Origin of the sequence: Bradyrhizobium sp. I1.14.4 (assembly GCF_050435825.1) — a bacterium.
Taxonomy (GTDB): domain Bacteria; phylum Pseudomonadota; class Alphaproteobacteria; order Rhizobiales; family Xanthobacteraceae; genus Bradyrhizobium.
Window position 1 is genome coordinate 24,590 of record NZ_JBNDLA010000028.1, and the last position, 22,265, is coordinate 46,854.

The window sequence follows — 22,265 nt, forward strand, 5'->3', positions numbered from 1 at the left end:
TCAGCGACGTTCAGGATAAATGCGCACGCGCTGGCGGCCCTCGCTTTCCACCAACTCGCCCCTGTAAGGCACTTCCCGGATCTCGAAATAGGTTGGGCGCCCGGGCTCCGGCATGATGCGCTGGCCTTCCAGGACGCGGACGAGGTAAGGCGGAAGGAACCGCTCTCTATGCTCCCATCCCCCGCGGATCAGATGCCCAAGATCCAACGCATCTTCATCGGGTTGCGCGGCCCTGACGATCTGCGGGGGACGATGGAGCGCCCGGGATGGGCCAGCTTCGTTCATCCCGCCGGCGCGCGGGTGATGGATCAGACGAACATCCCTGCGCCTTCCTGGTCCAAACGTGGCCGAATAGCGCTCACCGTTGATCGTAAACTGACTTGGCCCGAACTGGTCTGGCAACAGATTGATGTTGCCCAATACATCAATCAACACGTCTGAGGCCGCCTGAGAGCCGTGGCGCCAGTCCGCGCCAACGATCGCTCCAATATCCCGCAGCTCCTGAGCGGCCCCCGGCGGTTCCGCGAACGACGACGCTCCGGCAAATTCAGGTGCTGGCGCAGAGCGCGCCTCGTCGCGCAAGTCGTACGGTGTGGGCGGATCCAAATCAACCAGGGGATCGAGACCGCCGTAGATGTTTGACGACCGAGGCCCCACGGACGACGGCGATGCCAGTTCTTGCATCTGTTGCTCAAACCAATCCCAAGCTCCTTGGCTCGGGGTGGCTGGAGTCGCCGGAAGCTCGAGCGGCAGATTGGGCTGCATGGCCCAGTGCGGCGCTGGCACGGGTGAGGCGGGTCCGTGGATCTGCTCGCCGAGCCAATCCCAGGCTCCGGCGCTCGGCGTGGCTGGGGTTGCGGGAAGCTCCTGCGGCGAGTGCGCCTGTCGAGCAGCTTCCCCGAAAGGCTGCCCCGCGTCCTCAGGAGGCTGTAATCCGAGCGCCCTGTTCGCCTCAAGGATTTGCTGGCAGCGCCTAAGCCTGAGTAAATCAGGGTTGATTTGGCTGTCTCCGGTTTGGTGCCTGTACTCCTCGACATCCTGGGCGAACTCAGGGGTGAAAAGTCGGCCGGCCATCGGCTGCTTGTCGTGCGTCTGCAGCCACTCACTCAGCCTGGACAGGCGGCGAACGCGCCTGTCGACCGTCGTTGGCTCGACCCTATGTGTCGTCTTTTCCGCCGCGGCCCAGCTGCCGATCAGGGTTGCGTCCGCGCCATGGGGGACCAGGCGGCGGACATTGGCTGCCAACGTGTTTCCGGCACGGACGTTCCGCAGCTTATTCAAAGCCGCCTTGATGCGCGTGCCGCGGTCCTTTGCATAGACGTCCACGTCCTCATCGAGCTCAGCTTCCAGCCGGTGGTTTTCCGCCTCCGGATTTTCCAATTGCGCGTTTTGCAGCTCGCGGTCGATTCGATCGGCAATTGATGGCCTGCTGGCTTCGCTCAGGCGCTTGCTCAAATGGCGCAGATCGGCCGCCGCATTTTTGATGGTGCCGTCGCTCAGTTTGCCCGTTGCCCTGTTTCTGAAGTCTTCAATGAGCGCCACATCCGCCGCAGAAACCCCGCGCGTCCGGCCCGGCTGCCTGGCGTAATCCACCCTGAATTTCGTTGAAATGACGTCAGGCTGCTCCGCATCGCGCGAGAACTTTTCGCTGCTGCTTCCGCCAAAGGCTTTGCCGATCCCCGACTTGAAGCGTGACCACAATCCGCTGCTTTTGCCGCTCTTGCCCACAGCCGCCGGCTCTGGGTCCGGAAAGCTGTAGCGCGCGCTGCTGAACAGATCATCCCGCAGACTGGACTGCGGCACTTGCGCCGAAGCTGGAAGCTGAAGGCGGGGAATGTCTACGTTCCGCCGCGTGCCGCCGACCGCACTCTCCCTTAAAGCGGAGTGTGGCGGCATCCGCATCGAACCGCCGAAATCGTCCCGCCGGACCGCTCGACCGCCTCCTGCGGGAGCCGGATCCCGCGAAGTTGATTTTGCAGAGCTCGCGTCAGTAGAATCGAGCTGCAGATCCTCCATCCGCCGCTCAAAATCGCCTTGCTGGCCTGCGTTGCCCGCTCGATGCTCAGGCCGCGCCTGTTGGGCAGCGTACTCCTGCATCCAGGCTTGTGAACGGAACAATGGGTTAATCGAATCCATCCTGCTCTCCTTGTGATGGTACAGGCCCTGCCGCAATCCACACGGCTTACATCGGCAAAGTGGCAGCCGTTCAGCGACAATCAGATTTGCGATCTTTGCAGCCGCAAGCTTTCGAAAAGCTGACGGGATTATGAATTCGCCGCGAGCATGCGATCGTTTCCTCTCCTTTTTGATATTCTAAGGCGCGAGACACCGTCGACGCGTGGCAACCCACAAGCGCCGCGATCTCCCGCAGGCCTCGCCTCTCGTTCTGCAGATCCCGCGCATGTCGGCCAGTTCGACGATGCCGGACGGCGTCTTCACCTGCTGCGCGGAAGATCTTGGGCTCATCGTGATGAGCGTTTGGATCTTACCGCCCTTGAAGCGGACGTGGATCTTGGTGGTGCCTTCCGCCGGCATTTTGACGAGGGTGACATCCTCAATGATGTGAGCGAGCAGCGCCATGCGCACCAGACTAAGCGTCGAAGCATTGGAGGATCTGGTTGCGGTGCCCGAACGACGGCGGCGTCAAGGATCAGGCGCACGATCGGCTCCTCGGCCAGCGAGCGGCTGTTCCAGGCATCCCAGTCGCTTTTGACCTTGCGCGAGGTCCGGCTCACCGTGTCTTTACCGACCGTCCCGCCGAACAGCGCCGCCAGCGCGCGACGTACCCGTCGCGTATTGGTGCCGGCGAGATAGCTGCTCGCGATCAGCGCATCGGCGGCAAGCGTGCGCCGCTGATAGGCCCGCAGTGCTTGGCTCTTCCATTCCGTCGTCTTGCCCTCGGACGTGGTCAGCCGGGCGCGCGGCACCGCGATCTCGATCGGCCCGAACGTGCCGGTCCGCGACCGCGTCCGGCTGCCGTGGCGATAGCGTGAAGCGGTGCTTGGTATGAAGGGGCACGTGCATCGTGTGTCGGACCAGCGTGCCGAGATGGGCGATCAGCGCATAGAAGCTCATGACGTGATGGCCATCGGCCGATCGCTTTGTTGCCTTCTTGGCCTTCGCCGCCTCAGATGGTTCGGTCTTGGCGACGGGAGACGTGCGTTCCCCCGGGCGGCCTCAGGGTCGGTGTCGTGGAACTACAGCGGTGCCAAGGCTTCTCGCAGATGCCATTCGACGTGATGGGCCAGCATGCACAGGAAGACATGGGCCCGCACGTGCTGTGCCGTCCAGTGGCGGATCGGCCGTATTTCGAGATCAATGGTTTTCATGGACCGGAAGCTGCCAATCACCGTGCCGCCCTTGAGCAGAGCCTTCAGTCCGCCGATCAAATCCACCGGCAGCTTGCTCAGATTGGCCAAGGTCCGCTTCTGCGCGCGGCCATGCTCGTCGCGATACGCCTCCCGCAACAGCACCGCAGGCGGCGAGCCTCGATTGGGAATCGTCTCGATGAACATTCCCGGATCGAATCACACCTCGACTGATTTGGGAATCTGGAGGGTTCTGTGAGGTCGCGCTCACGCGCTGGCGCGGCATGCGCAGTTGCGCGACCTCATTGAAGCCGGATTGAACGAAGGCGCGGGCGGGTATGCGCGGTTTTGCAGCTATGGGGATTGTTGGAGATCGCAAGGCCGGGTCTGCCGGCGCGGCACGTGAGGCAGAGCTGCGACATGTGTGCATCGGGGAAGAGTTGAGATCAGGCGCGCTTTGCCGGAGATCGCGATAGGCGTTTTGCTGCATCGGACGGTTGTTGTCGCGCCGTGTGGCAGCACGGATTCGACAGCGTCCACGATGATCGAGACGCTGGGAGCGGAATAACGAATGATGATCGTTGTGCACGGCATGCTTGGCTCACGATGTGTCGCACCGGAACGCGGATGTTTGAGGACTGGAGCGGTTGAAGCTGTGTCGAAAGCGCTCGACGATGCGCATAACGCCACCACACTCAGGACAGGCGGGAACCTTGGGCCACGTCAGAGCGTCCGAATCCACAGGCGACGGCTGGTCATCGTTTGGCGCTGGCCGCTCACGATCGAGAAGTTTTCGGCAAAGGGCGAGTTTGGCAGCGCGATGGCCGTTGGCCATGAAGCCGAAGTGGCGGATGCGATGGAAGCCATCGGGCAGCGTGTGAAGAAGGAAGCGGCGGATGAACTCGTCGGCCTTGAGCTTCATGATCTTTGTCGCGCCGTTCTGCGGTATAGTCCTTCCAGGTAAAGGCGACGTGATCCTCGTCGAGGGCGACGAGCCGGCTGTTGGCGATAGCAATGCGATGGGTATAGCGGCCGAGATAGGCCAGCACCTGCGCGGGGCCACCGAACGGCCGTTTGGCGTAGACGACCCAGCTGATGCGTCGCATGGCGACGAGGTGAGCTGCGAAGGCAGCAGGCTCGGCCAGGGATGCGAGGTCGCCGAAGAAGTTCAGGGTGCCGGCGTCGAAGGTGGCGGTCAGACGTTCGAAGAACAGGCGTCTGAACAGCCGGGCGAGCGGTTTGACGGCCAGGAAGAAGTTTGGTCGGCTGGCGATCCAGCGCGCGCTATCGGGCGAGAGGCCGCCGCCCGGCACGACGCAGTGGACGTGGGGATGGTGCGTCAGTGCCTGCCCCCAGGTGTGGAGGACGGCGACGACGCCGATCATCACCCGCATCCCGCCGCGGATCATCCAGCTGGCGTCACCTCCAGCGACAGGCGATCGAGCGGGCTCTGCGTCGCCCGGAACGTATCGGTGGCGACCTGCGTGTAGCGCGCTGTCGACGACAAATTATTGTGCCCGAGCAAGACCTGGATGATCCGGATATCGGTTCCGTTCTCGAGAAGATGCGTCGCGAAGCTGTGGCGCAGCGTGTTGAGCGTGACGCGCTTGGTCAGGCCCGCAGCCTTCACCGCCGACCGGCAGGCGGCGTGCAATACCGTCTGATCGATCGGATGATCTTCGTCGCGTCCCGGGAACAGATAAAGCCGCGGCCGGGCGAGCCGCCAGTAGGTGCGCAGGATGCCCAGCAGCTGGGGCGACAGCATCACGTTGCGATCCTTCGCGCCTTTGCCGTGGCGCACCTGGATGACGCCGCGGGCGCTGTCGATGTCTTCGATCCGCAGTCCCGCGACTTCGGGCCCTGAGTCCGGCCGCATAGGCCGTGGTGAGCGCGGCGCGGCTCTTCAGGCTGGACACGGCCTCGAGGAACTGAACCACTTCGTCGGCGCTGAGCACGACCGGCAGCTTGCGCGGTTCTCGCGCATAGGGAATGCGCTCCGGGATCAGCGCCTCGCCGAGCGTGACGCCGTAGAAAAACCGGAGCGCACGATCTGGTTCAGCGCCGGCCATGAGATGCCGGTCGAGACCAGATGCACCTGGAAGGCGCGGACCTCTTCCAGCTCCAACCGGTCAGGTGATCGACCAAAATAGCGGCTGAACTTCGAAACCGCGCTGATGTAGGATCGCTGCGTCGCCGGCGACAGATTGCGGACGGTCATGTCTTCGATCATGCGGGCGGCGAAGAGGGCTCAAATCGGCCATCTCGATACTCCTGTCTGAGAGGGTGCGGCTCCGGGCAACGCCTAGAGCCCGGCCGGTAGGCACGCCATTACAGGAGCAATAGCACGCCAGTGGCAGCAACGATTTTTTGCGACGTGTCAGTATTGACTTTCGACTATAGGTATATTACTATAGTCCAGTGAAAGATCTGTTGCGCTCGCTGAAGCCCGCGATTTTCGTGGGCTCTCGTCGGAAAGACCTGCAGGCGTTCCCTGCGGCCATTCGCGGCGAGATCGGGCAGGCCCTTTTTGAAGCGCAACTCGGGGATCATCCGCATAGCGCGAAGCCCCTGAAGGGTTTTAGCGGGGTCCTCGAAATCCGCGACGACTTTGACGGCGATACATATAGGGCCGTCTACACCGTGCGATTTGAGGGCGTCCTGTACGTCCTACACGCCTTTCAAAAGAAATCGACGAGCGGGATTGCCACCCCGCAGCGACACGTTGAAATGGTCAGGAAGCGCTTAAAGGATGCTGAGACCATTCACAAAGCAACAAAGGGAGACCGATGATGACTACCAGGAAGAAACTGCCAGCCCACGAAAAAGGCTCTGGCAACATTTTCGCGGACCTCGGTCTGCCTAATGCCGAGGAACACCAGCTCAAAGCTGCCCTTCTAGTGCAACTCAAACGGCTAATAGCCGAGCGGGAGTTGACCCAAACGGCAGCCGCCAAGCTGATCGAAATGAAGCAGCCCGACCTATCGAAGCTGCTCAGGGGCGATTTCCGGCTGGTTTCAGTAGAGAAGCTGATGCGGATGTTGACGGCATTCGCTCAAGATGTGGAAATCACGGTGAAGCCTCATCGGAAACGTGGCGAGGCCGGACGGATCACATTCATTCCAGCCGCGACTTGATACATAGGGGGCGAGCGTGCCCCCTATTCATGGAATGTACCGTCTGCGACATTTTGCGTTGGGAGCTGTGTCGTGACGGATCTATCCGCGGAGGAAGTCAAAGAGCGCAACATTGAAAAAATGGGCGAGCGGCTGCGAACGCAATTCACGGCGCTCTGGCAGGAGCTTGCCATTCTTGGGCCGAATACACCGAATTGTTCGGCAAAAACCCTCGCGGATCGAGCTGTTGAACAATGCAGCCCCATCTTTCTTTCATATGATCCAGGAGGAGCTTTGGGAAAGTAGGTTGCTGCATATTGCGCGGATTACCAACGCATCAGCCACTGGCGGTAAAACCAATCTAACGATCCGCAACCTCCCCGATCTCGTTCCTGACGCTGCGGCCAAAGCCAAAGTTTCTGCCCTGGCCGATGTCGCGATCAAGACGATGGAGTTTTGCCAGGTTTGGCGCAACCGTCGCATCGGCCACAAGGATTTGAAGCTGGCAATTGGCGAACCGGCAAAGCCGCTCGCTGACGCAAGCCGCAAGCGGGTCAAGGATGCGCTCAAGGCGATTGCGGACGTGATGGACGCGGTGGAAGGGCAGTATTTCGATTCGCAAACCGGCTACGACCTAGCCACCAGGTACAACGGCGCGGTAGCGCTGCTCTACGTACTCAACGATGGTGTTAAGACCCGCTGCTACGAACGGCACAACATGCTGCCAAAGGAGAAATCGGAGGCCGAATTGTTTGCAAAGCTGAAAGATGGATTAGCTCTCGCAAAGAATGTCATCGACCACGTAAAGGCCCTCGGGGAACGAAATCCGAATGGCGAATTCCAGATTGATGCATCGCACCAGCGCCTTCTATCGCAACTTGACTTGATTAATCTGCATAATGGGCAGATCGACGCAAAGCCCGGCGCGCCGCCGTTCGCCAGGGTAAACGCCTTGATGGAGTTGACCACGATATCGTAGGCGAAATCGGCCGCCGGCTTTGCTGGCTCGGGAGAAGCCGCGACGCCCCGGATTTCGAGCACCGCTGCATTAGGGGGGTGGCTAAACCCGTTCACGGGCAAGAACCCGGGCCTGATTTCAAACTGGCGCGCGAGCATTTGCGCATTTGGCGAATTAAGAACGCTGTTCAACGGGATGATCGTGACAACCATTTCCCAACGTGATCGGCTGCGTGATTTCGAGGCCATGCACCGCAGCGACAAAACGTAAATCGGTTGACGCCGTGCCGTATACCTTATGCAGCCAGCTAACAGCCGTGGCACCATCTCGCTGCGCCGCGACTTGGAGCAGGCTACGTGGCAGAAATTGTGGATGGAGCATAAGTTGCTTCTCGCCGTAAAATCGCGTTTGCGGCTGCCCGAATTTTGGATGCTGGGTGACAAGCGCGGCTAACGAGGCGGCGATCTCCTCCAGACCCGGCTTGGGCGCAGGAAGCAGGATGCTGAGTTGCTCCTGCCTGGCATAATGCTCGAAGCACCGCCGCGCTGGCTCGCGTTGGCGTTGCAATTCTTCGGCAATCGCTTCGTCATTCATGCGAATTCGTGGGTTGCAATAAAGTTGCGTCAAAAACCGGGCCGCGCATCGTTATCTTTGTAATGCGGCCCGCGGTGATTAGCGCTGTCACACCAATTGTAACCGCAATTCGCGGCCGACGATTTTTGCGGCGCGCTGGAGGCTCTCGATAGTGGCGCTGCCGTTGTCGGGATCGAGTAAGCGGTCGATTTGTGCGCGGCTGGTTTTCATCAATTCCGCCATCTTCGGCTTGGTGATGCCCTTCTTCTTCATCTCGCTGGCAAGTTGGCGCGCAATCACTGCCTTGATCGCGGCCGCCGTGACGTCCTCGCGGATTCCGGTTTCATCGAGCCAGCTTTCGAAGCTGGAACCTATGTGGGGGTTTTTCTTTGCCATGACTGCAACTCCTTAAATCTCTGTCTCGCCAGCGCGAGATCGTCCGTCGGGGTCTTCTGCGTTTTCTTTAAGATGGCGTGCAAGGCGACCAGCATCCCATCGTGAAACCCGAAAAATACACGAGCTTGGCGATTGCTCGGAAGCGTTGCCCGAACCTCCCACAAGCCACCGCTCAAAGGACGGCAAAGCGGCAGCCCCACCGGCCAGCCGTACTGCACTTTGGCAATGTCGCGGCCGATGATCCGCTTATCCTCGCGGGATAACTCGTTCAACCATTCCCGCACCGGTTCGCGGCCTGTCGCCGAGCGCCAAAATACGAGAGGGATAGGGTTGAGGCTCTTGGTCATTCACCAGGGCAATGTATCAAAAAAGATACAAAAATGCAAGCGCACGTTCGAGGAGAGCTGTTTTTGGGGTTTTTCTCCGGGCATTGCTGGCCGATTTGCCGACAAACAACGCGGCGATCTCAAAACGCGCGGCGATCACCGCAAGTGTAAGAATTGCAGCGATCAGGACCCCGAGCAACATGGCGGCCAAACCTGCCCGCTTTACGCCTGAGGCGTCGTTGCGGCCTACTGCGTGCCCAACCCGAACGCTCGCCGCCATACGATGCAAAAAGGGATCATGAACAGGATCGTGACCACCTGCAACGCGATCTGGTGGGCGGCAACCGCCGTGGTCTGATCACGCCTATCGGAGCGCCATAGCAGAGAAAAGTCCGGCTTCCATGAAAATGGCGATCGAGATCGGCATTCCGAGCACGATGACCTGCCGCATCAGCGGCCCATCGAAGCGCCAGAGATATGCGAGCACACGCGGTAGTCACGGAAAGGGCGACGCGCGAACCACAAACCAGCCAAGAAGGGCGTGGTGTAACTCGCGGTGGGCACCGCCTTCGTCGGCAAAGAGCCGGGCAGGTCAGGCGGCGATAGCCGGAAGGCTGGCGGTTGGATCATCGCTCAACGGCGCGATGGTTTCCAGCGTCATGTAGCGGACACGCTGGACAGCCCATTCATCGTTCGCCCAACGAGGCCGCGATCTTCGCGTTTCTTGGAGAGTTCCGGATCGCTTAGCGCGGGCGAGTGCTCGGCAGCTCATTGGCGTCGTCAGTCGCGATTGTCGGATCTTCCAAATCGTAGCCGAACCCTTCGTAAACGAACGCGCTGCGGATCAGTTCACAATCGCGCTCGCTGACACCGACTTGCTGACATATGCGGTACCACGACTCCCCAATCGTCAATTTCATGCCATCGACGATCGTTGTGGCCTCCTCCTTGGACAGCAGAAAGCGTTCGCACCGCGACAACAGATTGACCCGGTTCGCATATCGCCCCCAATTGCCAAATGGCATCGCCAGGTCACGGCGCTCCTGTGAGATCATCGGGTTCGGAGTTAGGTCGTATGCCGGCGACAGCGACCAGGCCTGGTCCTTTGCCAAGATTGCATGGTTACGTGGATGATCATCGGTGTTGGAGATGAGTGCGTTAAAGCACAATCGACGGAAAAGCTCTGGCAGATCCCTCGCCTGGCTTCCGGAGGCGGCTCGCCGTATTTCATCGGCAAGCAGAAGATAGGACCATTTTTGGCGCTTATCGACGGTATCGGGAGTGTCGTCCGCGTCGAGCAGCGTCGGGCCGCTGACCATCCTGCTGCGGAAATAGCCTTTCTCAGCCTTGTGGCGATCGAACCGCTTGATCAGTACGACGTCCTTGTCGCCGATCGTCGTCATTCGGCACATGAGATCCCGCACTCGTGGGCCAAGGTCAACATGGCGTGCTCGACCCGAGGGTTGTTCCATCTATCGTCGCGATGAGGGAGTTTCGCCAACCAAAGCGAGTCTCCGTCTTCGATAGTGGCCTTGGGCCGCGCGCTCATCTGCCGCCGCCGACGCTGGCCCTCACGGGTTCGTCGTTGTCAGGATTCGTCATCCCTCCTCGACGGCAGACTTCCCTTGTTGCCCACTGTCCATGTCCCGCGCGTGCTGCCACCACTACCCCGGTGGGATCCTGGGGTGCTTTTCTCGCTCGCTTCCCCCCGGACGTCGGCCTTCCCCGTTGTTATGGCGGGTCGACTCCCACGATGACGCTTTCGGAGCCTGCTCGGTGTTCACTCGCAAGTTGCGGCCCGCGCGGACCGATGCCCCCCAAAAAAGGGGCCTTTTCTGAGAGTGCTTTAGGCCATTCGTCGCCTCCTGACCCGCCCCGAGTACTTCCGACTGGAGCGAGAGTTTGCCGGTGCCTGGATTTCCACCAGGGAGGACAGTGCGCCTTATCAAGGCACACACAGCAATACGGTCGAGCGTTCCATGCGCCCGATTGCCATAGGAAGACGCAACTCATTGTTCAGCGGCAGCGAAGGCGGCGCCGAGAGCTGGGCGATCCTGGGGTCGATTGTGAACACCGTAAAACTCCACGAACTCGATCCGCAGGCCTATCTCACCGACGTGCTGGAGCGCATCGTCTCCGGTCAGACCAAGAGTCATCAGCTGCACGAACTGCTTGCCTGGAACTGGAAGGTGGAGCACCGGCGAGCCGCATGAGCCCGCGTCGCCGCAAAGCTTCGTCGTCGATGGCGGCCGCCGCCATGTCCCTTGTGGAGCCCGAGCGATGGCTCCAGGCTCGCGTCGACCGGCATCCTGCCGCCACCAGCCTTCCCGCGCTCGACGGCTACGTCGCCGCGATCGTGGCCGGACCGGTGTCGATGAGCCCGCTCGACTGGATCTGCCCGCTGCTCGCTATCAATGCCGCCGATGCGTTCAACCACGGCGGCACGCCGGAGCTCGGGGCGATCTCCACTGTCGCATTGCGCCATAACGAGATCAGCCAGACCCTTTCGAGCGCGCCGAAGCGGTTCGCGCCAACGCACCAGCGTGAAGCCAATGGCGATGTCGACGCGCGTCCCTGGCGCCAAGGGTTCTACGCCGCGCTGCGGCTCAGGCTGCCGGCGTGGGCGCCGTTGCTGGACGCCAGCAACGTCAATCACCGCCTGCTGCGGCCCATCCTGCGGCACTGTCGCGACGATCAAGGCCGTCCGCTGCTCGGGCCGCCACCAAACAGCCCTGACATCTACGCCGATATTTCAGCGGCTGTGGAGGCGCTGCGCCAGTACTGGATGCCGATCCGCTACCCGCGCGGCCGCTGATCACCCCGGACGTGGGAGCTCATACCGGTTAAATTTGACGCGACGGTCATCTGCGCGGTTGGCGTAGGCGGCTTTCTTGGCCCTTGCCTTCACGCTGGTATTCGCAGCTTCGACGGCTTTCGGCCTGGCGCGGGTCCAGACCGAGGATGCCTTGTGGTCTTCGTCCATAAACATCACGGCGTTGAACGGAGCCGCAAGCAACGAACCGTCCAGCGAAAGCGAGATGAAGTCCTTATTGCGCTCGCCGGTGCGTTTCCAACCCGCGCCGAGTTCGACGTTGCCGTTCTCGGTTGGAGCCATGATACGGTAGTCGGGCTCCTTGTCGCTGTTCTTCTCGTTCGGGACCCGCACGATGTCGAAGTTGAGGCTCAGAATGCCCCCGAGATAGGTGTCCGCCTTGGCGTCGTTGGCAAAGTTACCAATGATCACGTTCGTCTCCATTTAGGTTGCGCGACCGTTCCGATGACGGTCTTGTTGCCTCTGACCGCTGCGGACGAACGGAAACGGCAATGTGAAAATGTCAGAAACAGGCGTTAGGCCTAAATCCTCTCATTGCGTTCCCGAAGGGCGCGCATCGCGCGTCATTGTTCGGTTGCTGCAACATGGGGCGAACAAACCTTAAGTCGTCGGTCGGGGGGAGCGGAATGGACAGGACATGTCGGTAATGCGCGGTAAGGCAAGGTGCCGAACGACAATCGGATGGCAACGAAGATCCCCGTAGATAGTGCCATGCACAACAGCGACGCGATCAGTAAGGCGATCCCCCTCACAAACAGCCTCCACCAAGCTCTTCAAGGAGGTTGCAATTCCCAAAACCCCTCGACCGAGGGGATCCGCCATTGCGGCCTGAACGACACATTCCAAATTCGATTGCCGCCATTCGAAGAAAAATGAACGCTGCTCTCGCGTCCGCATTATCTCGATTGCCCTTGTTGCATCAGGCACAATCGCAAGTCGAAGTAGATATCAAAAATTATGACGCAGCAAGACTGGATCGTCGAACCAGCTGTCGCGCCCGCGAAGCGTCCGCGATAGGCTTCGTTGACGAAGAGCCCCGCGCGCCGGCCACGCGAGCATCCGAGCTTCGATCGTCTGGGCGTCTGACGAACACGCGGTGTACCTGTGCTTGATCTGTACTTGGGGAGGGCTTCTCAAATTTCCTGTCCCGCGACAGCGGTCGTGCATTTGTCCGCCGTCCAACGAAGCCTTCAAACGCCGCACTTTTCATTCTCTGGAATCGTATAAGCAAGCTCATTGGCTTTTTCTTGTATCCACCGCGTGAATACATTCAATTAGAAAAATCTATTTTACCGATCACATCGAACGCTGCTAGTCAAAGCGCCGGCCGAGATAAAATTGAGGGCATAGCAGCTCGTGAAAATTGATTGTCGATTGCCGAGGGCCATCGGTCTGGCGTGCGCGCCCCTGCGGGCCGGCATGTCTCAATACAGAAGCTGACATTGCACGACAGCGAATTGGCGGCGTGCATCGAATCCGAATTCGGACACCAGAACGCTGCAAGAGGCGACAATGACTATGACAGAGTACGGATCTAGGAAAACCGGGCCAGTAGAGCACCTGAAACGAGCAGATCGGGTGACAGCGTTTTGCGCGCAAACCACTTCGATTTCTCACCTTGCCTTTGCACATGCTCGTCAACTTGCTTTTCGAGTGTAAGGTTGGTCCACATCTGAACTTCACTGGACCGCACTCAGTAGAACGTGCTGCGCACCTTCATCGCTGCAATTCGCGTGTCCAGCACCTTAAGCAGACCATCGGGCTGCAAATCGAAGCGGTTGCGAGACTGATCTACGAAGACAAGGACGCGGTTGTGGCGACCCCGCTGCTCAACGAGCTCACAAGCGAGCTAATAGCGGCAGGGCTCGGGCTTTGCCCGGAACGCGACGAGCGAACCGGCAGCGCGATCTTGGGTAGTGGAGCGGCGCGACTCCAACGGGAACACAGCAGCGTATACGATCCAGATCAGCTCTCAGCTTTGGGACGAATTTTTGATGAAGCAGTCGCGGCATTACCGGCGAATATGCGAACTCCTGCCAACCGCACACAGATCGCCAAACTTATTTTTGGACGTGCAGCCATAACTGAGGTCGAACCGGGTTCCCTCATTAAGTTGATAATCGCCATTTGTCTCAGCCGTTTGATTAAGCATTGCTGCGTCCGGGTGGTTGGAGCGAAAGCGGATTTCTTTCAGCTGTTTAGCGGACGTCTTGGTCTGCGAGAAACCAAGCCGGCGCAGCCGCGGGGCATTGAGGTACTGCCGTTCATAAGGTTCCAGCTCGGCCTCGCCGGATGCCGCATGGATGCGTTCGTTCAATGTCGCCGCAGCAAGAATGTCGGCATTCACAATTCCACGTTCACGATCTCGATGGGCTCGCCGCCAAAAGGGTTCAGCACAACGGGCGCGCCTAAGCTGCGAACGAACTCGCGCGTGGTTGCGACGGCCTCCGGTGTGGCGTGGCAATCGAGATCGCGACCCATTTTCACCGGCGGATTGTGGCCGGCGGGAAATCGCGGAAAAGGCGGGCATTTCGACAGGAACGGTGCGGCCGAATTCACGCGCGGCCTCGTCAGCGCGCTAGAGAAGACAACTGCGTTTCGCGCCTTGAGGAGCAAAGATGCACATTAGCGGTGGAGCAGGCGAGCTCAGGGTCGGTGGCGTGCGCACGCTTGGTGCCCGCATGCCGCATTTTCGCGGATATCGCCCCGACATCGACGGATTGCGCGCGGTCGCGGTCATTGCGGTGCTCGCCTATCACGCTTTTCCGCGACTGGTTCCGGGCGGCTTCGCCGGCGTGGATATCTTCTTCGTCATTTCTGGCTATCTGATCACCGGGATCATTCACCGCGAGATGCTGGACAAGCGCTTCAGCCTCGCCAGTTTCTACGCCCGTCGCATCCTGAGAATATTTCCGGCTCTGATTGTTGTCATTGTCGCGCCCTTCATGCTCGGCTGGTTTGTCTTGCCGGTGGGCGAGATGGAAGCGTTGGGAGCCGACATCAGCGGCGCGGCGGCGTTCATAGAAAATTTCGTGCTTCACGGGCAGATCGTCGGATATTTCGATCCCGACGCGGAGCGCCTGCCGCTGCTGCATCTGTGGTCGCTCGGAATCGAGGAGCAGTACTATATCGTGTGGCCGGCGGCGCTTTGGCTCATCTCGCGTTGGCCCGCGCGGTGCGTGGCCATTGTCGCGGCCCTTGCGCTCGGCTCCTTCGTGGTCTGCGTTCTGACGCCTCCGGTCGATTCGGCCTGGGCATTCTATTCGCCGACGACCAGAGGGTGGGAGCTTCTTGCCGGAGCTCTGCTCGCACTGTGGTCACGCAAGGACTCTGGTGTCGTCGGTCGTCGGTTCGACACCGCGCTCGCCTTTGCCGGACTGGCCGGCCTCGCCTTCGCGTTCTTTGGGCTCAGCGGCCGCTCGCCTTGGCCAGGCATCCTGACATTGGTTCCCGTGCTGGCAGCGATGGCCTTGATCGTGACAACGGGCACGCTGGTTCATTGTCGTCTATTGTCGGCGCGGCCGATGGTTTTCATCGGCCTCATCAGCTATCCGCTTTATCTCTGGCACTTCCCGCTCATCGCCTTTGCCAAGCTGAACGCCGGTGGAGCAGCGGTGCCCGCGCTGTCGATGTGCGGGCTTCTCGTCCTCAGCTTCTTGCTTGCGTGGTTGACCTATCGCTTCGTCGAGCGACCCATCAGGTTTGGCAAATCGACGATCGAGTTGAGGGTCGCACCTCTGATTGCCGCGATGGGGGGTACCTGGTTGATCGGAATTGTCGCCGTCAATACGCGCGGCCTGCCGGTGCGCTTCCCGGAATCAATTCGTGGCTTCATGCTGTCGGGCAGCGAAACCTCGATCTCCTGGCGACGGGGCACGTGCCTGTTGGCGCTGCAGCCAGCGTCGGAGTTCGCTCCCGAATGCGCCGGTAACGGCGGTCATCCGCTGCTATTAATCTGGGGAGATTCGTATGGTGCGGCTCTCTATCCCGGACTCCTCCACTTTGCGCGCGAGCGAGGGTATGACGTTGCCCAATACACCGCTTCGGCCTGCCCGCCATTGATCGGATACACGCTCGCGGAGCGGCCGTTCTGCAGAAGCATCAATGACGATGTCGTCGCGCGAATTGGCAAACTGCATCCCGATGTCGTCATTCTCGATGCGACCTGGGGACAGGCCGAGCCGACGCTACGCGAGGATTTGCCGCGTACGATCTCACAGCTCAAGGCTGCGAATATCGCACGTATCGTTCTCATGGGGCCGCCGCCAAGCTGGCAAGGCGCGGGGTTGTCGGCGAATGTGCTTGATTACTACAGGAAAACAGGAACGGTCCTGCCGGCGCGGACCTTCTATCGCTCGAATGACGAGTGGACGCGGGGCAGGGATGTGATGCTGAGCGCGTTGTCGCACGAGCTCGGCATCCACTACATCTCGGTGCGCAATATCTTCTGCAATGACGACGGCTGCCTGACGCGGATCGGGCCAAACGAGTCGGAATTGACCGCATTCGACCCCGGTCATCTCACGGTGCCAGGCTCAATGTTCCTGGTTGGCCAGGCATCGGACGAAATGCTCAACCCGGCTGTGCCGCTTCCCCATCAATCATCGCCCGCAGGGATGCCGCCGTAGGAATGGATGATGAACCTCGTTCCGGCGATCGAGTGGTCCCCGCCGCTGCAAACGATGTGGCGGAATGATCTTTCCGATCCATCAACGACATGAATGAAGGTCTGACCGTTCACCTCATAGCGGATGCAAATGGCGTCCCACTGCTGTTCGCTTCAACGTCCAAAAAATCGATTTCAAAGAAATCGGCCAATGTATCGCTCCCGAGTCTGGCTTGGTTGCGTGAATCCAATGCCAGCGCCGGCATTGCTCTCGATTGCCACGCTGTGGGCGACCGCCACATGTCGGCGGACGGCTCCAGCAAGGCCACACGACATCCCCTCGTCTTGATTTCTTGGGAACATCAACCTTCGTTAGCAATCTCCTTACTCGTGCGACCTTTCGAATCGGGGACAGGTTTGTTTTCCTGCCGCTCGCAAGGGAGCCGTCAAGGGGCGCAGAAATTCAGCGTTTTTGGCGCGATTGCGCAGGAATCCATAGATGGACACTTCCGCGTCCTGGCCGTGATCGATGATTGCACCGCGGGCCTGGCGGCGGTGGCCGACACCCGTGCTTACGGGAGCGGCTGGTGATTGAGCGGGCAAGCTGAAGATGATGGTCCGCGACTACGGCAGCGAAGCGAACTCACCAGCAACGCCATCCTGATCCTTGCTGGGGGACGTCAAAGTCATCAACAGGATGGCGGGACCGGCCTCGTTCAATTTAGAAAGGCACGTGAGCGGGGCACTTTGGAAAAAAAGACCTGACCGAGCACAGCAACAAGCTGTCCGCAGCGCTGTACGATCTCGGCCTCAGTCGGCGCTTTGAGCACGAAGCGGGTAATGTCGAGGCGATCTGGTTAATTGGCCCTCCGGCTCTTGATCATAAGTCGGTCAACGATTTTCGAAAGGACGAGGGTTCGGCGAGCGGTCTGTAAGTTCAAGGTTGCGAACAACCGCAACTTCAAGCCTGCCAAGATGGCGAACCCTGCCGGCATGATCAGGAGGTAGACGAGGAGCCGGATAGCGCGAAAACCCTCAAATCCGTATCCACGGAGCGGACCTGGGGGCTCGAAGTGCGATCCAATCAGGATCTGACCACGACCGCTCCACCTCAAAGCTGAACAAAGGGATCAGATAGTCCCTGATGATGATCGTGACATGAGGTTCGTTGGCCTCATCCTCGGTCAACCCTTTGGTCTCCTCTCCATCGGCATATCGAGCGGTCGCCTGGATCAAATGTCTCCTTCCGAAGGCGAACCTCACATCATCGAAAAGGAACAGGGCGCAAGGCTTCAACAGCCGAACGGCTGCGATGGCAGCCGCCAGATCTACATAGATCGAATGGCTACCGTCGAGATAGATGATATCGAAAGTCTCCCGATTCCTGGCCAACCTGATCAGGTTGAACAGGTATGTCCCGACGTGATTTCCCAAAAACCTGATGTCTCGATCCGCGATGCCGGCCGCGGCCAAGTCGGCTCGACGTTCGGCGCAAACGTCTTCGAAGTCCAAACCCACATAGTGGATGCCGAGGTTGTCGATGGTCCTGAACCGCTCCTGTCTGAAGATTGGTCCTACGCCGATCTCGAGAAAGCGGCATCCCGGATTTTGTCCAAGGATGCGGAGCAGGCGCGTATGAACCGAGTGCCGATACGCACGGTAGTTGCTCGGCAGAGGATGGCCAGCGTCAAAGAGGAGGTCGTTCATCAATCGTCTCCCGGTTGCTCAGGGAATGTATTTCCGGCGTGGCGAACGCATTATCCAGCGCCTCATCTTCGGTGCGGCCGGAACAAGCACGATAGTCGACGTCACGCCGCTTTCAGCGAGAACAGCGGCCAGTGGACCGAGAAGGTCGGCTGTCGATACGACACGGTGGTCGCCGGCCTGATGGCGAGGGTGAACATCCGTGCAGTCGACGCACCGACACGGCCAGAATCTCGTCGGAGGCACGGGATCTGAATGATGTACCGTCGTCGGTCGATGGCGCTGACCATAGCCGGTCCGTGTTGACGATAGCAGACGGTAGCGCTACCGCCGCCGGATACTCGGCGGTGCGAGAATCGGAAAAGATCACGACGGCAGCCAGAACCGTGGCGCGCCGGCGTACCCGGTGGTGCCGGCGCTCAAACATAGGGCCGTGACAGCTCGACGGCGAGTGATCCTATCCTCCCCCCTTCTCGACGATCGGTCGACCAATGGCTCGAAGAAGGCAGGCTAGCCGGTCTGGGAGATCTGGCAGGCGACTCTCGCCGGAAGAGATCGGGGTCGAGGCATCGGTGGCCGGCACGACAAAATCGGCGCAGGGCTGTGGCCATCCTTGCGTGAATGCCTTGACCTCGTCGGCATCACATCTCTTCGCGTGAACGAGAACCGCATCGGCACCGGCCATCCGACAGCCGTCGCACCGCTCAGGCCGGGCTTCGCCCTCAAACGCGCAGACCATGGCCTCAGTACGGGCCACGGCGACGAAATCCGGGTCGTGGACACGATGCTTAATTGCCCGAATGCGTCCAAAGAATTCCATCGGATTGTTCAGCATATGGGTGTGGCTTCGGAATACGTTCATCTTTGGATCTCCTGTGATCGACATGAACGCCTCCGAAGCCGATCAGCTCGATCTGACGAGCGAAGCGCCGCGCACTGTTGACGTCTCGAAGCCAGACGAGCAGCGGAGCTCACGCCGCATCGGGCCATGACCTGGGCCGATGACACGACCTGGGACAAGGACGCTTCGTTACAGTCCCGCAATTCCAGTCCCGCCCGTCGATATTGCAAGCCCAAAAGCCCAGAGCGCGCCGAACTTGACGCAACGACATTCATGCCGGAACCCTGTCGATAGCGGGTGATGCGGCAGCTTCTCCTCGATCCGTCGTGACCGCCGCCAGATAGCGAGCGAAGAGCGAGATCGTCCGGGTGTGCGATTCGAGGGTGCTCTTACCGGTGCGGCCTGCCAGCCAATCGTCGAACAGTCTCCTGCGGCCAGCGCCGAGGTCGGCGTTTCGGATGAGTGTGTCGCGCGCGGGATAGAACTTCTCCCGAAAGGCGGCGCGGCCGAGGAAACCACCGTTCCGCCAAAGCATGATGTGCGCATGCTTGGTCAATTCCAGATGACCTTCGGTGCCCAACTGCGGCAACTTCAGGATTCTAGCCTCGATCGCAGCGAAGGGGCCTATATTCAAGCGAATGGTCTCGGACGGGTACCGCCCGTTCTTGTTGTAAACATTGCTTGGCAATTGCCGCCAGTTGCGCAGCGATACGCTGGTCTGCAGAAGGTCGAGCCGGAAGAGGCAGACGGTATTGCGGCTCCCGCGACAGCGTGCGGCTCCAGACGAGACGAGGTCCGTCTCTCCCCAGAACTGTGGGGAGGGAAACAGTCCAGGGACGGAAGCGTCACCGCGAAGCCTACGCACCAGATCAGGTCCGATCTGCCTGACCTGGTCGGCGGCCGTCGCCCGGTGGACATCGAGCTCGATCGTCAGGCTCCCAAAGTTGTCCTCATTGTGGGCTAGGAAGCTGGAGAGAAGGTCGACGTAGTGATAGCCGGAGTGGCAAAGCATTCCGTAGCCGTAACGGTAGGGATGGTCTTCCCGAGAGAGAATTTCCTCCTCCGTGTTCCACACCCCCTCGTGATGCTCGATACCAATATAGGTGACCGGCATCCCGAGACTGCGGGAGGCGCGGCGCACATACCGTCCAATCAATTCGTAGACTGCGTTGTAGCGGCGCGGCGCCATTACGACGCAACCGCCGCCAGTCCGATTGCAGATCTCCTTGAGCTCCGCAACCGCACCAACCAAACGGTTCGCTGCGGGGCGTCCATTCGAATCCATGGGAAGAACGATGGGCTTGTCGACCAGGCAATCAAGGCCAAGATCGAGGGCCGCGCGAAGATAGCCTAGATGGGCTTTCGGCTCGGTCGAGATAATTACTTTTGCGCCTGGACCTGCCAAGGCCGTAAGGACGTCCTTCCCATGGCCGGAGTACCAGATCCCCTGTCGTCGAAGATCGGGTACATATGAGATGCTCAGCGGCTTGCATGCGCGGGTCAGAAAGAAGGAATCCAAGTCATCTCGCGTGGTCTCGAGCTCGACGGCATGGAACCCCGATGCTCGGCCGCTGGCGACGGCGTCCTCGATCAGAGGAATATACTTGGCCCGGGCATGAGGACCGAGCCCGACGAGGATGAGTTCTTTCATGTCTTCTGATATGCTCTCGCGTCAGGGCAGACCCCGGGTCGACCCGGCAGCCTCTGAAAGGCGGGACGTTACCTCCTCGAACACCGAGAACCGCCGACACGGAGATGGCTTCGGTTCATGGGTGGGCGGATCATGCGCAGGCAAGCGCGCGGTTCTCGACATTCTTCAGGAGGGCGACCTGGGTCGGGCATTGGGCGCAGCCGCTGTTCGCCCGGTACTTCTTGAGAGCCGGCGAGGTTCGCCAAGCAGTCTCGAGGTCGAAGCCCGGCGATCGGATGTTACCGACGCGGAATTCTTGGCTTTCGGGATCCCCGACCACGTAAACGCACGGATAGACGTCGCCGTTTGTAGAGAGGTAGCCCGAGGCGACCCCACAATTGCATTCAATGAATTTAACGTTCGGCCGCGGCTTCGTCGTGTCGACGAAAATCGGCGGCGGCAGTTCGAGGCGTACCGAGCTCTGCGCAGCCATTGCGATCAGGGCCTCCTGCAGCTCCTTCAGCTCCTCAGCTGAGCCTAAAAGCGCATCCTGGTTGTCGATGGCGACACCTGCGGCAAACATCGGCCTGATTTTAAACGAGTCGACGCCGATCGATGACAGTAGCCGATACGCATCGAGCGCTTCACCGACATTGTGCCGATTGGCGGTCATCCTGGCCTGCACCAAGGCCCCGCAATTGACTGCCTCGGACATCTGACGGAGTGCAGATTCGTAAACGCCCGGCTTGCGGCGGAAACGGTCCACGGTGTCCCTCTTTGCACCGTCAAAGCTGAATTGGAAGACCAACTTCTCTCGGCCGTCGAAGAGCGAGACGACATCAGAAATGGGAATTTGGCCGAGCCCCCCTGTGTTCAACTGGACGTGAAGGCCTCGCTTGTTCGCGTGGGCCATCAAGGCTGCGGAGCGCGGAAACACGATTTTGAGAAGCGGCTCCCCACCAGTTATGGTGATTTTTCTCAGGGAATATCTGTCGACGAGCAGGTCGACGAAATTTGTCATCTCCTCGATCGATAACTGTGATGGCTCCAAGAGCCTCTTGTATTGATCTCGATATTCTTCGGGAATATAGCAGTGGTCGCAGTGAAGATTGCAGTACAAAGATATGCTGATTCTCATGTGGTCGAAGACAATAGGAAGCGGATTGTCGAGTGGCATGGCGCCCTCCTGGGTTTGTCTCACCGAGGACGAAGCATGATCTGCGCCAGCGGGGACGCTACGGAAAACGACCAGCTTTTAGGGGCGCAATGTCGCGCTCCAAACAGCTTGGCGGGTTCTGGACATCAGGCGCGTTTGCTTTCAGACAGAAGCACGCCAATGCTTCCGCGCAAGCCAAAAGCTGATATTGGGATTCTCGACAAGCCGCCCGCCCCGACGCCTTTGTGACCGATGCGACACGATCGGCCGGGGGCTACTCGTCGAGCTCGTAGATGATCTTGCGCACGAAGATGCGGATCAGGCGCGGCTGGTGCGCATGTCGATGGACGGCGCATTCCAGACCGCCGGCAGGTCTTAGGCTGGTTTGAGAAACAGGGCCCGATCGATTTTCGGACGTGCCGTCGATACGGTCTGGCCGCCGGCGCGCTCTTCGATCTTTTCGCGCGGTTCCAACGCGCCTCCTGTTCGTGGGCGACATGGCGCGCTTGTCCCATACTCCTGCCAGCTGATGTAGCCCTCGTGGTTGTCCTTGATCAGGACATTCCACGCCCTCTCGGCGCTTGTCGACGCCGCTGACTTTGCGGGGATTACGCGCGTTCTCTGCCTCAACCGAAGACGTATGCGAGGGCGGATTGAGCAGGATCTGCATTACGCTGTGGTAGGCAGGCGCTTTCCAAGACAGTTTGCAGACGTCGACATTGCGCAGGGCAAGTGACGGCAAAGCGCTGTTGCAGCCAGGGATGGAGGATGCGGGGCTGAGCAAGCCGGTCATCCGCCAATTTCGTCTTACGATCCCAAGT

Annotated in this window: 22 protein-coding genes and 4 pseudogenes; 8 read left to right on the forward strand and 18 right to left on the reverse strand. The window is 60.0% G+C overall.

Features of this window, described 5'->3' with window-relative positions; genetic code table 11:
• The 5 genes and pseudogenes from ABIB78_RS33095 to ABIB78_RS33115 form a co-directional block, all read right to left on the reverse strand.
• The gene (locus tag ABIB78_RS33095) at nt 1–2,136 is read right to left on the reverse strand and encodes a hypothetical protein (protein WP_429032435.1); all 2,136 of its coding nucleotides are present in this window, start codon (nt 2,134–2,136) and stop codon (nt 1–3) included.
• 491 nt (nt 2,137–2,627) lie between these two features.
• A pseudogene (locus ABIB78_RS33100) lies at nt 2,628–2,987 on the reverse strand (transposase); the annotation flags it as partial.
• Nucleotides 2,988–3,197: 210 nt separating this feature from the next.
• Nucleotides 3,198–3,515: a hypothetical protein gene (locus tag ABIB78_RS33105; protein WP_429032438.1), complete on the reverse strand. Its 318-nt coding sequence runs from the start codon at nt 3,513–3,515 to the stop codon at nt 3,198–3,200.
• Nucleotides 3,516–3,909: 394 nt separating this feature from the next.
• A pseudogene (locus tag ABIB78_RS33110) lies at nt 3,910–4,690 on the reverse strand (IS91 family transposase); the annotation flags it as partial.
• 23 nt (nt 4,691–4,713) lie between these two features.
• Nucleotides 4,714–5,569 (reverse strand): annotated as a pseudogene (locus ABIB78_RS33115) (tyrosine-type recombinase/integrase).
• 157 nt (nt 5,570–5,726) lie between these two features.
• Between ABIB78_RS33115 and ABIB78_RS33120 the strand changes: the two are divergent.
• From ABIB78_RS33120 to ABIB78_RS33135, 4 genes are all read left to right on the forward strand, one after another.
• Nucleotides 5,727–6,098 carry a type II toxin-antitoxin system RelE/ParE family toxin gene (locus ABIB78_RS33120; protein ID WP_429032440.1) on the forward strand — a complete coding sequence of 124 codons (372 nt, stop codon included), beginning with the start codon at nt 5,727–5,729 and terminating at the stop codon, nt 6,096–6,098.
• Complete coding sequence (locus ABIB78_RS33125; protein WP_429032441.1) at nt 6,095–6,442, forward strand: helix-turn-helix domain-containing protein; 348 nt, start codon at nt 6,095–6,097, stop codon at nt 6,440–6,442. The genes ABIB78_RS33120 and ABIB78_RS33125 overlap by 4 nt, the downstream gene beginning before the upstream one ends.
• A 72-nt stretch (nt 6,443–6,514) precedes the next feature.
• Nucleotides 6,515–6,727 carry a hypothetical protein gene (locus ABIB78_RS33130; RefSeq protein WP_429032557.1) on the forward strand — a complete coding sequence of 71 codons (213 nt, stop codon included), beginning with the start codon at nt 6,515–6,517 and terminating at the stop codon, nt 6,725–6,727.
• A complete protein-coding gene (locus ABIB78_RS33135) occupies nt 6,669–7,400 on the forward strand; it encodes a hypothetical protein (protein ID WP_429032444.1) in 732 nt (243 codons plus the stop codon). The genes ABIB78_RS33130 and ABIB78_RS33135 overlap by 59 nt, the downstream gene beginning before the upstream one ends.
• A gap of 153 nt (nt 7,401–7,553) precedes the next feature.
• On the opposite strand, the gene ABIB78_RS33140 is transcribed toward ABIB78_RS33135, so the two are convergent.
• The 5 genes from ABIB78_RS33140 to ABIB78_RS33160 form a co-directional block, all read right to left on the reverse strand.
• Nucleotides 7,554–7,973 (reverse strand): hypothetical protein, encoded by a 420-nt coding sequence (locus ABIB78_RS33140; RefSeq protein ID WP_429032447.1) that lies wholly within the window; start codon nt 7,971–7,973, stop codon nt 7,554–7,556.
• Nucleotides 7,974–8,060: 87 nt separating this feature from the next.
• Nucleotides 8,061–8,348, reverse strand: coding sequence for a Fis family transcriptional regulator (locus ABIB78_RS33145; protein ID WP_429032450.1), 288 nt, complete (start codon nt 8,346–8,348; stop codon nt 8,061–8,063).
• Nucleotides 8,324–8,695, reverse strand: coding sequence for a type II toxin-antitoxin system RelE/ParE family toxin (locus tag ABIB78_RS33150; RefSeq protein ID WP_429032453.1), 372 nt, complete (start codon nt 8,693–8,695; stop codon nt 8,324–8,326). The genes ABIB78_RS33145 and ABIB78_RS33150 overlap by 25 nt, the downstream gene beginning before the upstream one ends.
• 16 nt (nt 8,696–8,711) lie before the next feature.
• Nucleotides 8,712–8,954 carry an MATE family efflux transporter gene (locus ABIB78_RS33155; RefSeq protein WP_429032456.1) on the reverse strand — a complete coding sequence of 81 codons (243 nt, stop codon included), beginning with the start codon at nt 8,952–8,954 and terminating at the stop codon, nt 8,712–8,714.
• A gap of 463 nt (nt 8,955–9,417) precedes the next feature.
• Nucleotides 9,418–10,077, reverse strand: a complete 660-nt coding sequence (locus tag ABIB78_RS33160) for a type II toxin-antitoxin system HipA family toxin (RefSeq protein WP_429032459.1) — start codon at nt 10,075–10,077, stop codon at nt 9,418–9,420.
• 555 nt (nt 10,078–10,632) lie between these two features.
• On the opposite strand from ABIB78_RS33160, the pseudogene ABIB78_RS33165 reads away from it, so the two are divergent.
• Both ABIB78_RS33165 and ABIB78_RS33170 read left to right on the forward strand, forming a co-directional pair.
• Nucleotides 10,633–10,887, forward strand: a pseudogene (locus ABIB78_RS33165) (transposase domain-containing protein); the annotation flags it as partial.
• On the forward strand, nt 10,884–11,489 hold the full coding sequence (locus tag ABIB78_RS33170) for a UPF0149 family protein (protein WP_429032462.1): 606 nt from the start codon (nt 10,884–10,886) through the stop codon (nt 11,487–11,489). The pseudogene ABIB78_RS33165 and the gene ABIB78_RS33170, both read left to right, overlap by 4 nt.
• Here the strand turns inward: ABIB78_RS33170 and ABIB78_RS33175 are convergent, their stop codons facing one another.
• The 3 genes from ABIB78_RS33175 to ABIB78_RS33185 all read right to left on the reverse strand — a co-directional run bounded on the left by ABIB78_RS33175 (nt 11,490) and on the right by ABIB78_RS33185 (nt 14,066).
• The gene (locus ABIB78_RS33175) at nt 11,490–11,930 is read right to left on the reverse strand and encodes a DUF736 domain-containing protein (protein WP_429032463.1); all 441 of its coding nucleotides are present in this window, start codon (nt 11,928–11,930) and stop codon (nt 11,490–11,492) included.
• A gap of 1,588 nt (nt 11,931–13,518) precedes the next feature.
• Nucleotides 13,519–13,854, reverse strand: a complete 336-nt coding sequence (locus tag ABIB78_RS33180; RefSeq protein ID WP_429032465.1) for a hypothetical protein — start codon at nt 13,852–13,854, stop codon at nt 13,519–13,521.
• Nucleotides 13,851–14,066: a hypothetical protein gene (locus ABIB78_RS33185; protein WP_429032466.1), complete on the reverse strand. Its 216-nt coding sequence runs from the start codon at nt 14,064–14,066 to the stop codon at nt 13,851–13,853. The genes ABIB78_RS33180 and ABIB78_RS33185 overlap by 4 nt, the downstream gene beginning before the upstream one ends.
• 59 nt (nt 14,067–14,125) lie before the next feature.
• Between ABIB78_RS33185 and ABIB78_RS33190 the strand changes: the two genes are divergently transcribed.
• Both ABIB78_RS33190 and ABIB78_RS33195 read left to right on the forward strand, forming a co-directional pair.
• Entirely contained in the window at nt 14,126–16,135 is a 2,010-nt protein-coding gene (locus ABIB78_RS33190) for an acyltransferase family protein (RefSeq protein WP_429032469.1), read from the forward strand.
• Nucleotides 16,136–16,224: 89 nt separating this feature from the next.
• The gene (locus tag ABIB78_RS33195) at nt 16,225–16,704 is read left to right on the forward strand and encodes a hypothetical protein (protein ID WP_429032472.1); all 480 of its coding nucleotides are present in this window, start codon (nt 16,225–16,227) and stop codon (nt 16,702–16,704) included.
• Nucleotides 16,705–17,148: 444 nt separating this feature from the next.
• Here ABIB78_RS33195 and ABIB78_RS33200 read toward each other — a convergent pair whose 3' ends face one another.
• The 5 genes from ABIB78_RS33200 to ABIB78_RS33220 all read right to left on the reverse strand — a co-directional run bounded on the left by ABIB78_RS33200 (nt 17,149) and on the right by ABIB78_RS33220 (nt 22,237).
• On the reverse strand, nt 17,149–17,820 hold the full coding sequence (locus ABIB78_RS33200) for a hypothetical protein (protein ID WP_429032475.1): 672 nt from the start codon (nt 17,818–17,820) through the stop codon (nt 17,149–17,151).
• Nucleotides 17,821–18,274: 454 nt separating this feature from the next.
• Nucleotides 18,275–18,703: a hypothetical protein gene (locus ABIB78_RS33205; RefSeq protein ID WP_429032477.1), complete on the reverse strand. Its 429-nt coding sequence runs from the start codon at nt 18,701–18,703 to the stop codon at nt 18,275–18,277.
• A 226-nt stretch (nt 18,704–18,929) separates the two neighbouring features.
• The gene (locus ABIB78_RS33210; protein ID WP_429032480.1) at nt 18,930–20,309 is read right to left on the reverse strand and encodes a hypothetical protein; all 1,380 of its coding nucleotides are present in this window, start codon (nt 20,307–20,309) and stop codon (nt 18,930–18,932) included.
• A 130-nt stretch (nt 20,310–20,439) separates the two neighbouring features.
• Nucleotides 20,440–21,465, reverse strand: coding sequence for a radical SAM protein (locus ABIB78_RS33215; RefSeq protein WP_429032481.1), 1,026 nt, complete (start codon nt 21,463–21,465; stop codon nt 20,440–20,442).
• Nucleotides 21,466–21,718: 253 nt separating this feature from the next.
• A complete protein-coding gene (locus tag ABIB78_RS33220; protein ID WP_429032484.1) occupies nt 21,719–22,237 on the reverse strand; it encodes a hypothetical protein in 519 nt (172 codons plus the stop codon).
• Nucleotides 22,238–22,265 lie beyond the last annotated feature (28 nt).

What these genes read in the sequence shown, in the direction of transcription:
- ABIB78_RS33160 (WP_429032459.1), bottom strand. Translation starts at nt 10,077, where the DNA reads ATGACGACGATCGGCGACAAGGACGTCGTACTGATCAAGCGGTTCGAT.
- ABIB78_RS33170 (WP_429032462.1), top strand. Translation starts at nt 10,884, where the DNA reads ATGAGCCCGCGTCGCCGCAAAGCTTCGTCGTCGATGGCGGCCGCCGCC.
- ABIB78_RS33210 (WP_429032480.1), bottom strand. Translation starts at nt 20,309, where the DNA reads ATGAAAGAACTCATCCTCGTCGGGCTCGGTCCTCATGCCCGGGCCAAG.
- ABIB78_RS33175 (WP_429032463.1), bottom strand. Translation starts at nt 11,930, where the DNA reads ATGGAGACGAACGTGATCATTGGTAACTTTGCCAACGACGCCAAGGCG.
- ABIB78_RS33145 (WP_429032450.1), bottom strand. Translation starts at nt 8,348, where the DNA reads ATGGCAAAGAAAAACCCCCACATAGGTTCCAGCTTCGAAAGCTGGCTC.
- ABIB78_RS33220 (WP_429032484.1), bottom strand. Translation starts at nt 22,237, where the DNA reads ATGACCGGCTTGCTCAGCCCCGCATCCTCCATCCCTGGCTGCAACAGC.
- ABIB78_RS33150 (WP_429032453.1), bottom strand. Translation starts at nt 8,695, where the DNA reads ATGACCAAGAGCCTCAACCCTATCCCTCTCGTATTTTGGCGCTCGGCG.
- ABIB78_RS33155 (WP_429032456.1), bottom strand. Translation starts at nt 8,954, where the DNA reads ATGGCGGCGAGCGTTCGGGTTGGGCACGCAGTAGGCCGCAACGACGCC.
- ABIB78_RS33205 (WP_429032477.1), bottom strand. Translation starts at nt 18,703, where the DNA reads ATGTCGATCACAGGAGATCCAAAGATGAACGTATTCCGAAGCCACACC.
- ABIB78_RS33105 (WP_429032438.1), bottom strand. Translation starts at nt 3,515, where the DNA reads ATGTTCATCGAGACGATTCCCAATCGAGGCTCGCCGCCTGCGGTGCTG.
- ABIB78_RS33125 (WP_429032441.1), top strand. Translation starts at nt 6,095, where the DNA reads ATGATGACTACCAGGAAGAAACTGCCAGCCCACGAAAAAGGCTCTGGC.
- ABIB78_RS33190 (WP_429032469.1), top strand. Translation starts at nt 14,126, where the DNA reads ATGCACATTAGCGGTGGAGCAGGCGAGCTCAGGGTCGGTGGCGTGCGC.
- ABIB78_RS33215 (WP_429032481.1), bottom strand. Translation starts at nt 21,465, where the DNA reads ATGCCACTCGACAATCCGCTTCCTATTGTCTTCGACCACATGAGAATC.
- ABIB78_RS33195 (WP_429032472.1), top strand. Translation starts at nt 16,225, where the DNA reads ATGAATGAAGGTCTGACCGTTCACCTCATAGCGGATGCAAATGGCGTC.
- ABIB78_RS33140 (WP_429032447.1), bottom strand. Translation starts at nt 7,973, where the DNA reads ATGAATGACGAAGCGATTGCCGAAGAATTGCAACGCCAACGCGAGCCA.
- ABIB78_RS33200 (WP_429032475.1), bottom strand. Translation starts at nt 17,820, where the DNA reads ATGAACGACCTCCTCTTTGACGCTGGCCATCCTCTGCCGAGCAACTAC.
- ABIB78_RS33095 (WP_429032435.1), bottom strand. Translation starts at nt 2,136, where the DNA reads ATGGATTCGATTAACCCATTGTTCCGTTCACAAGCCTGGATGCAGGAG.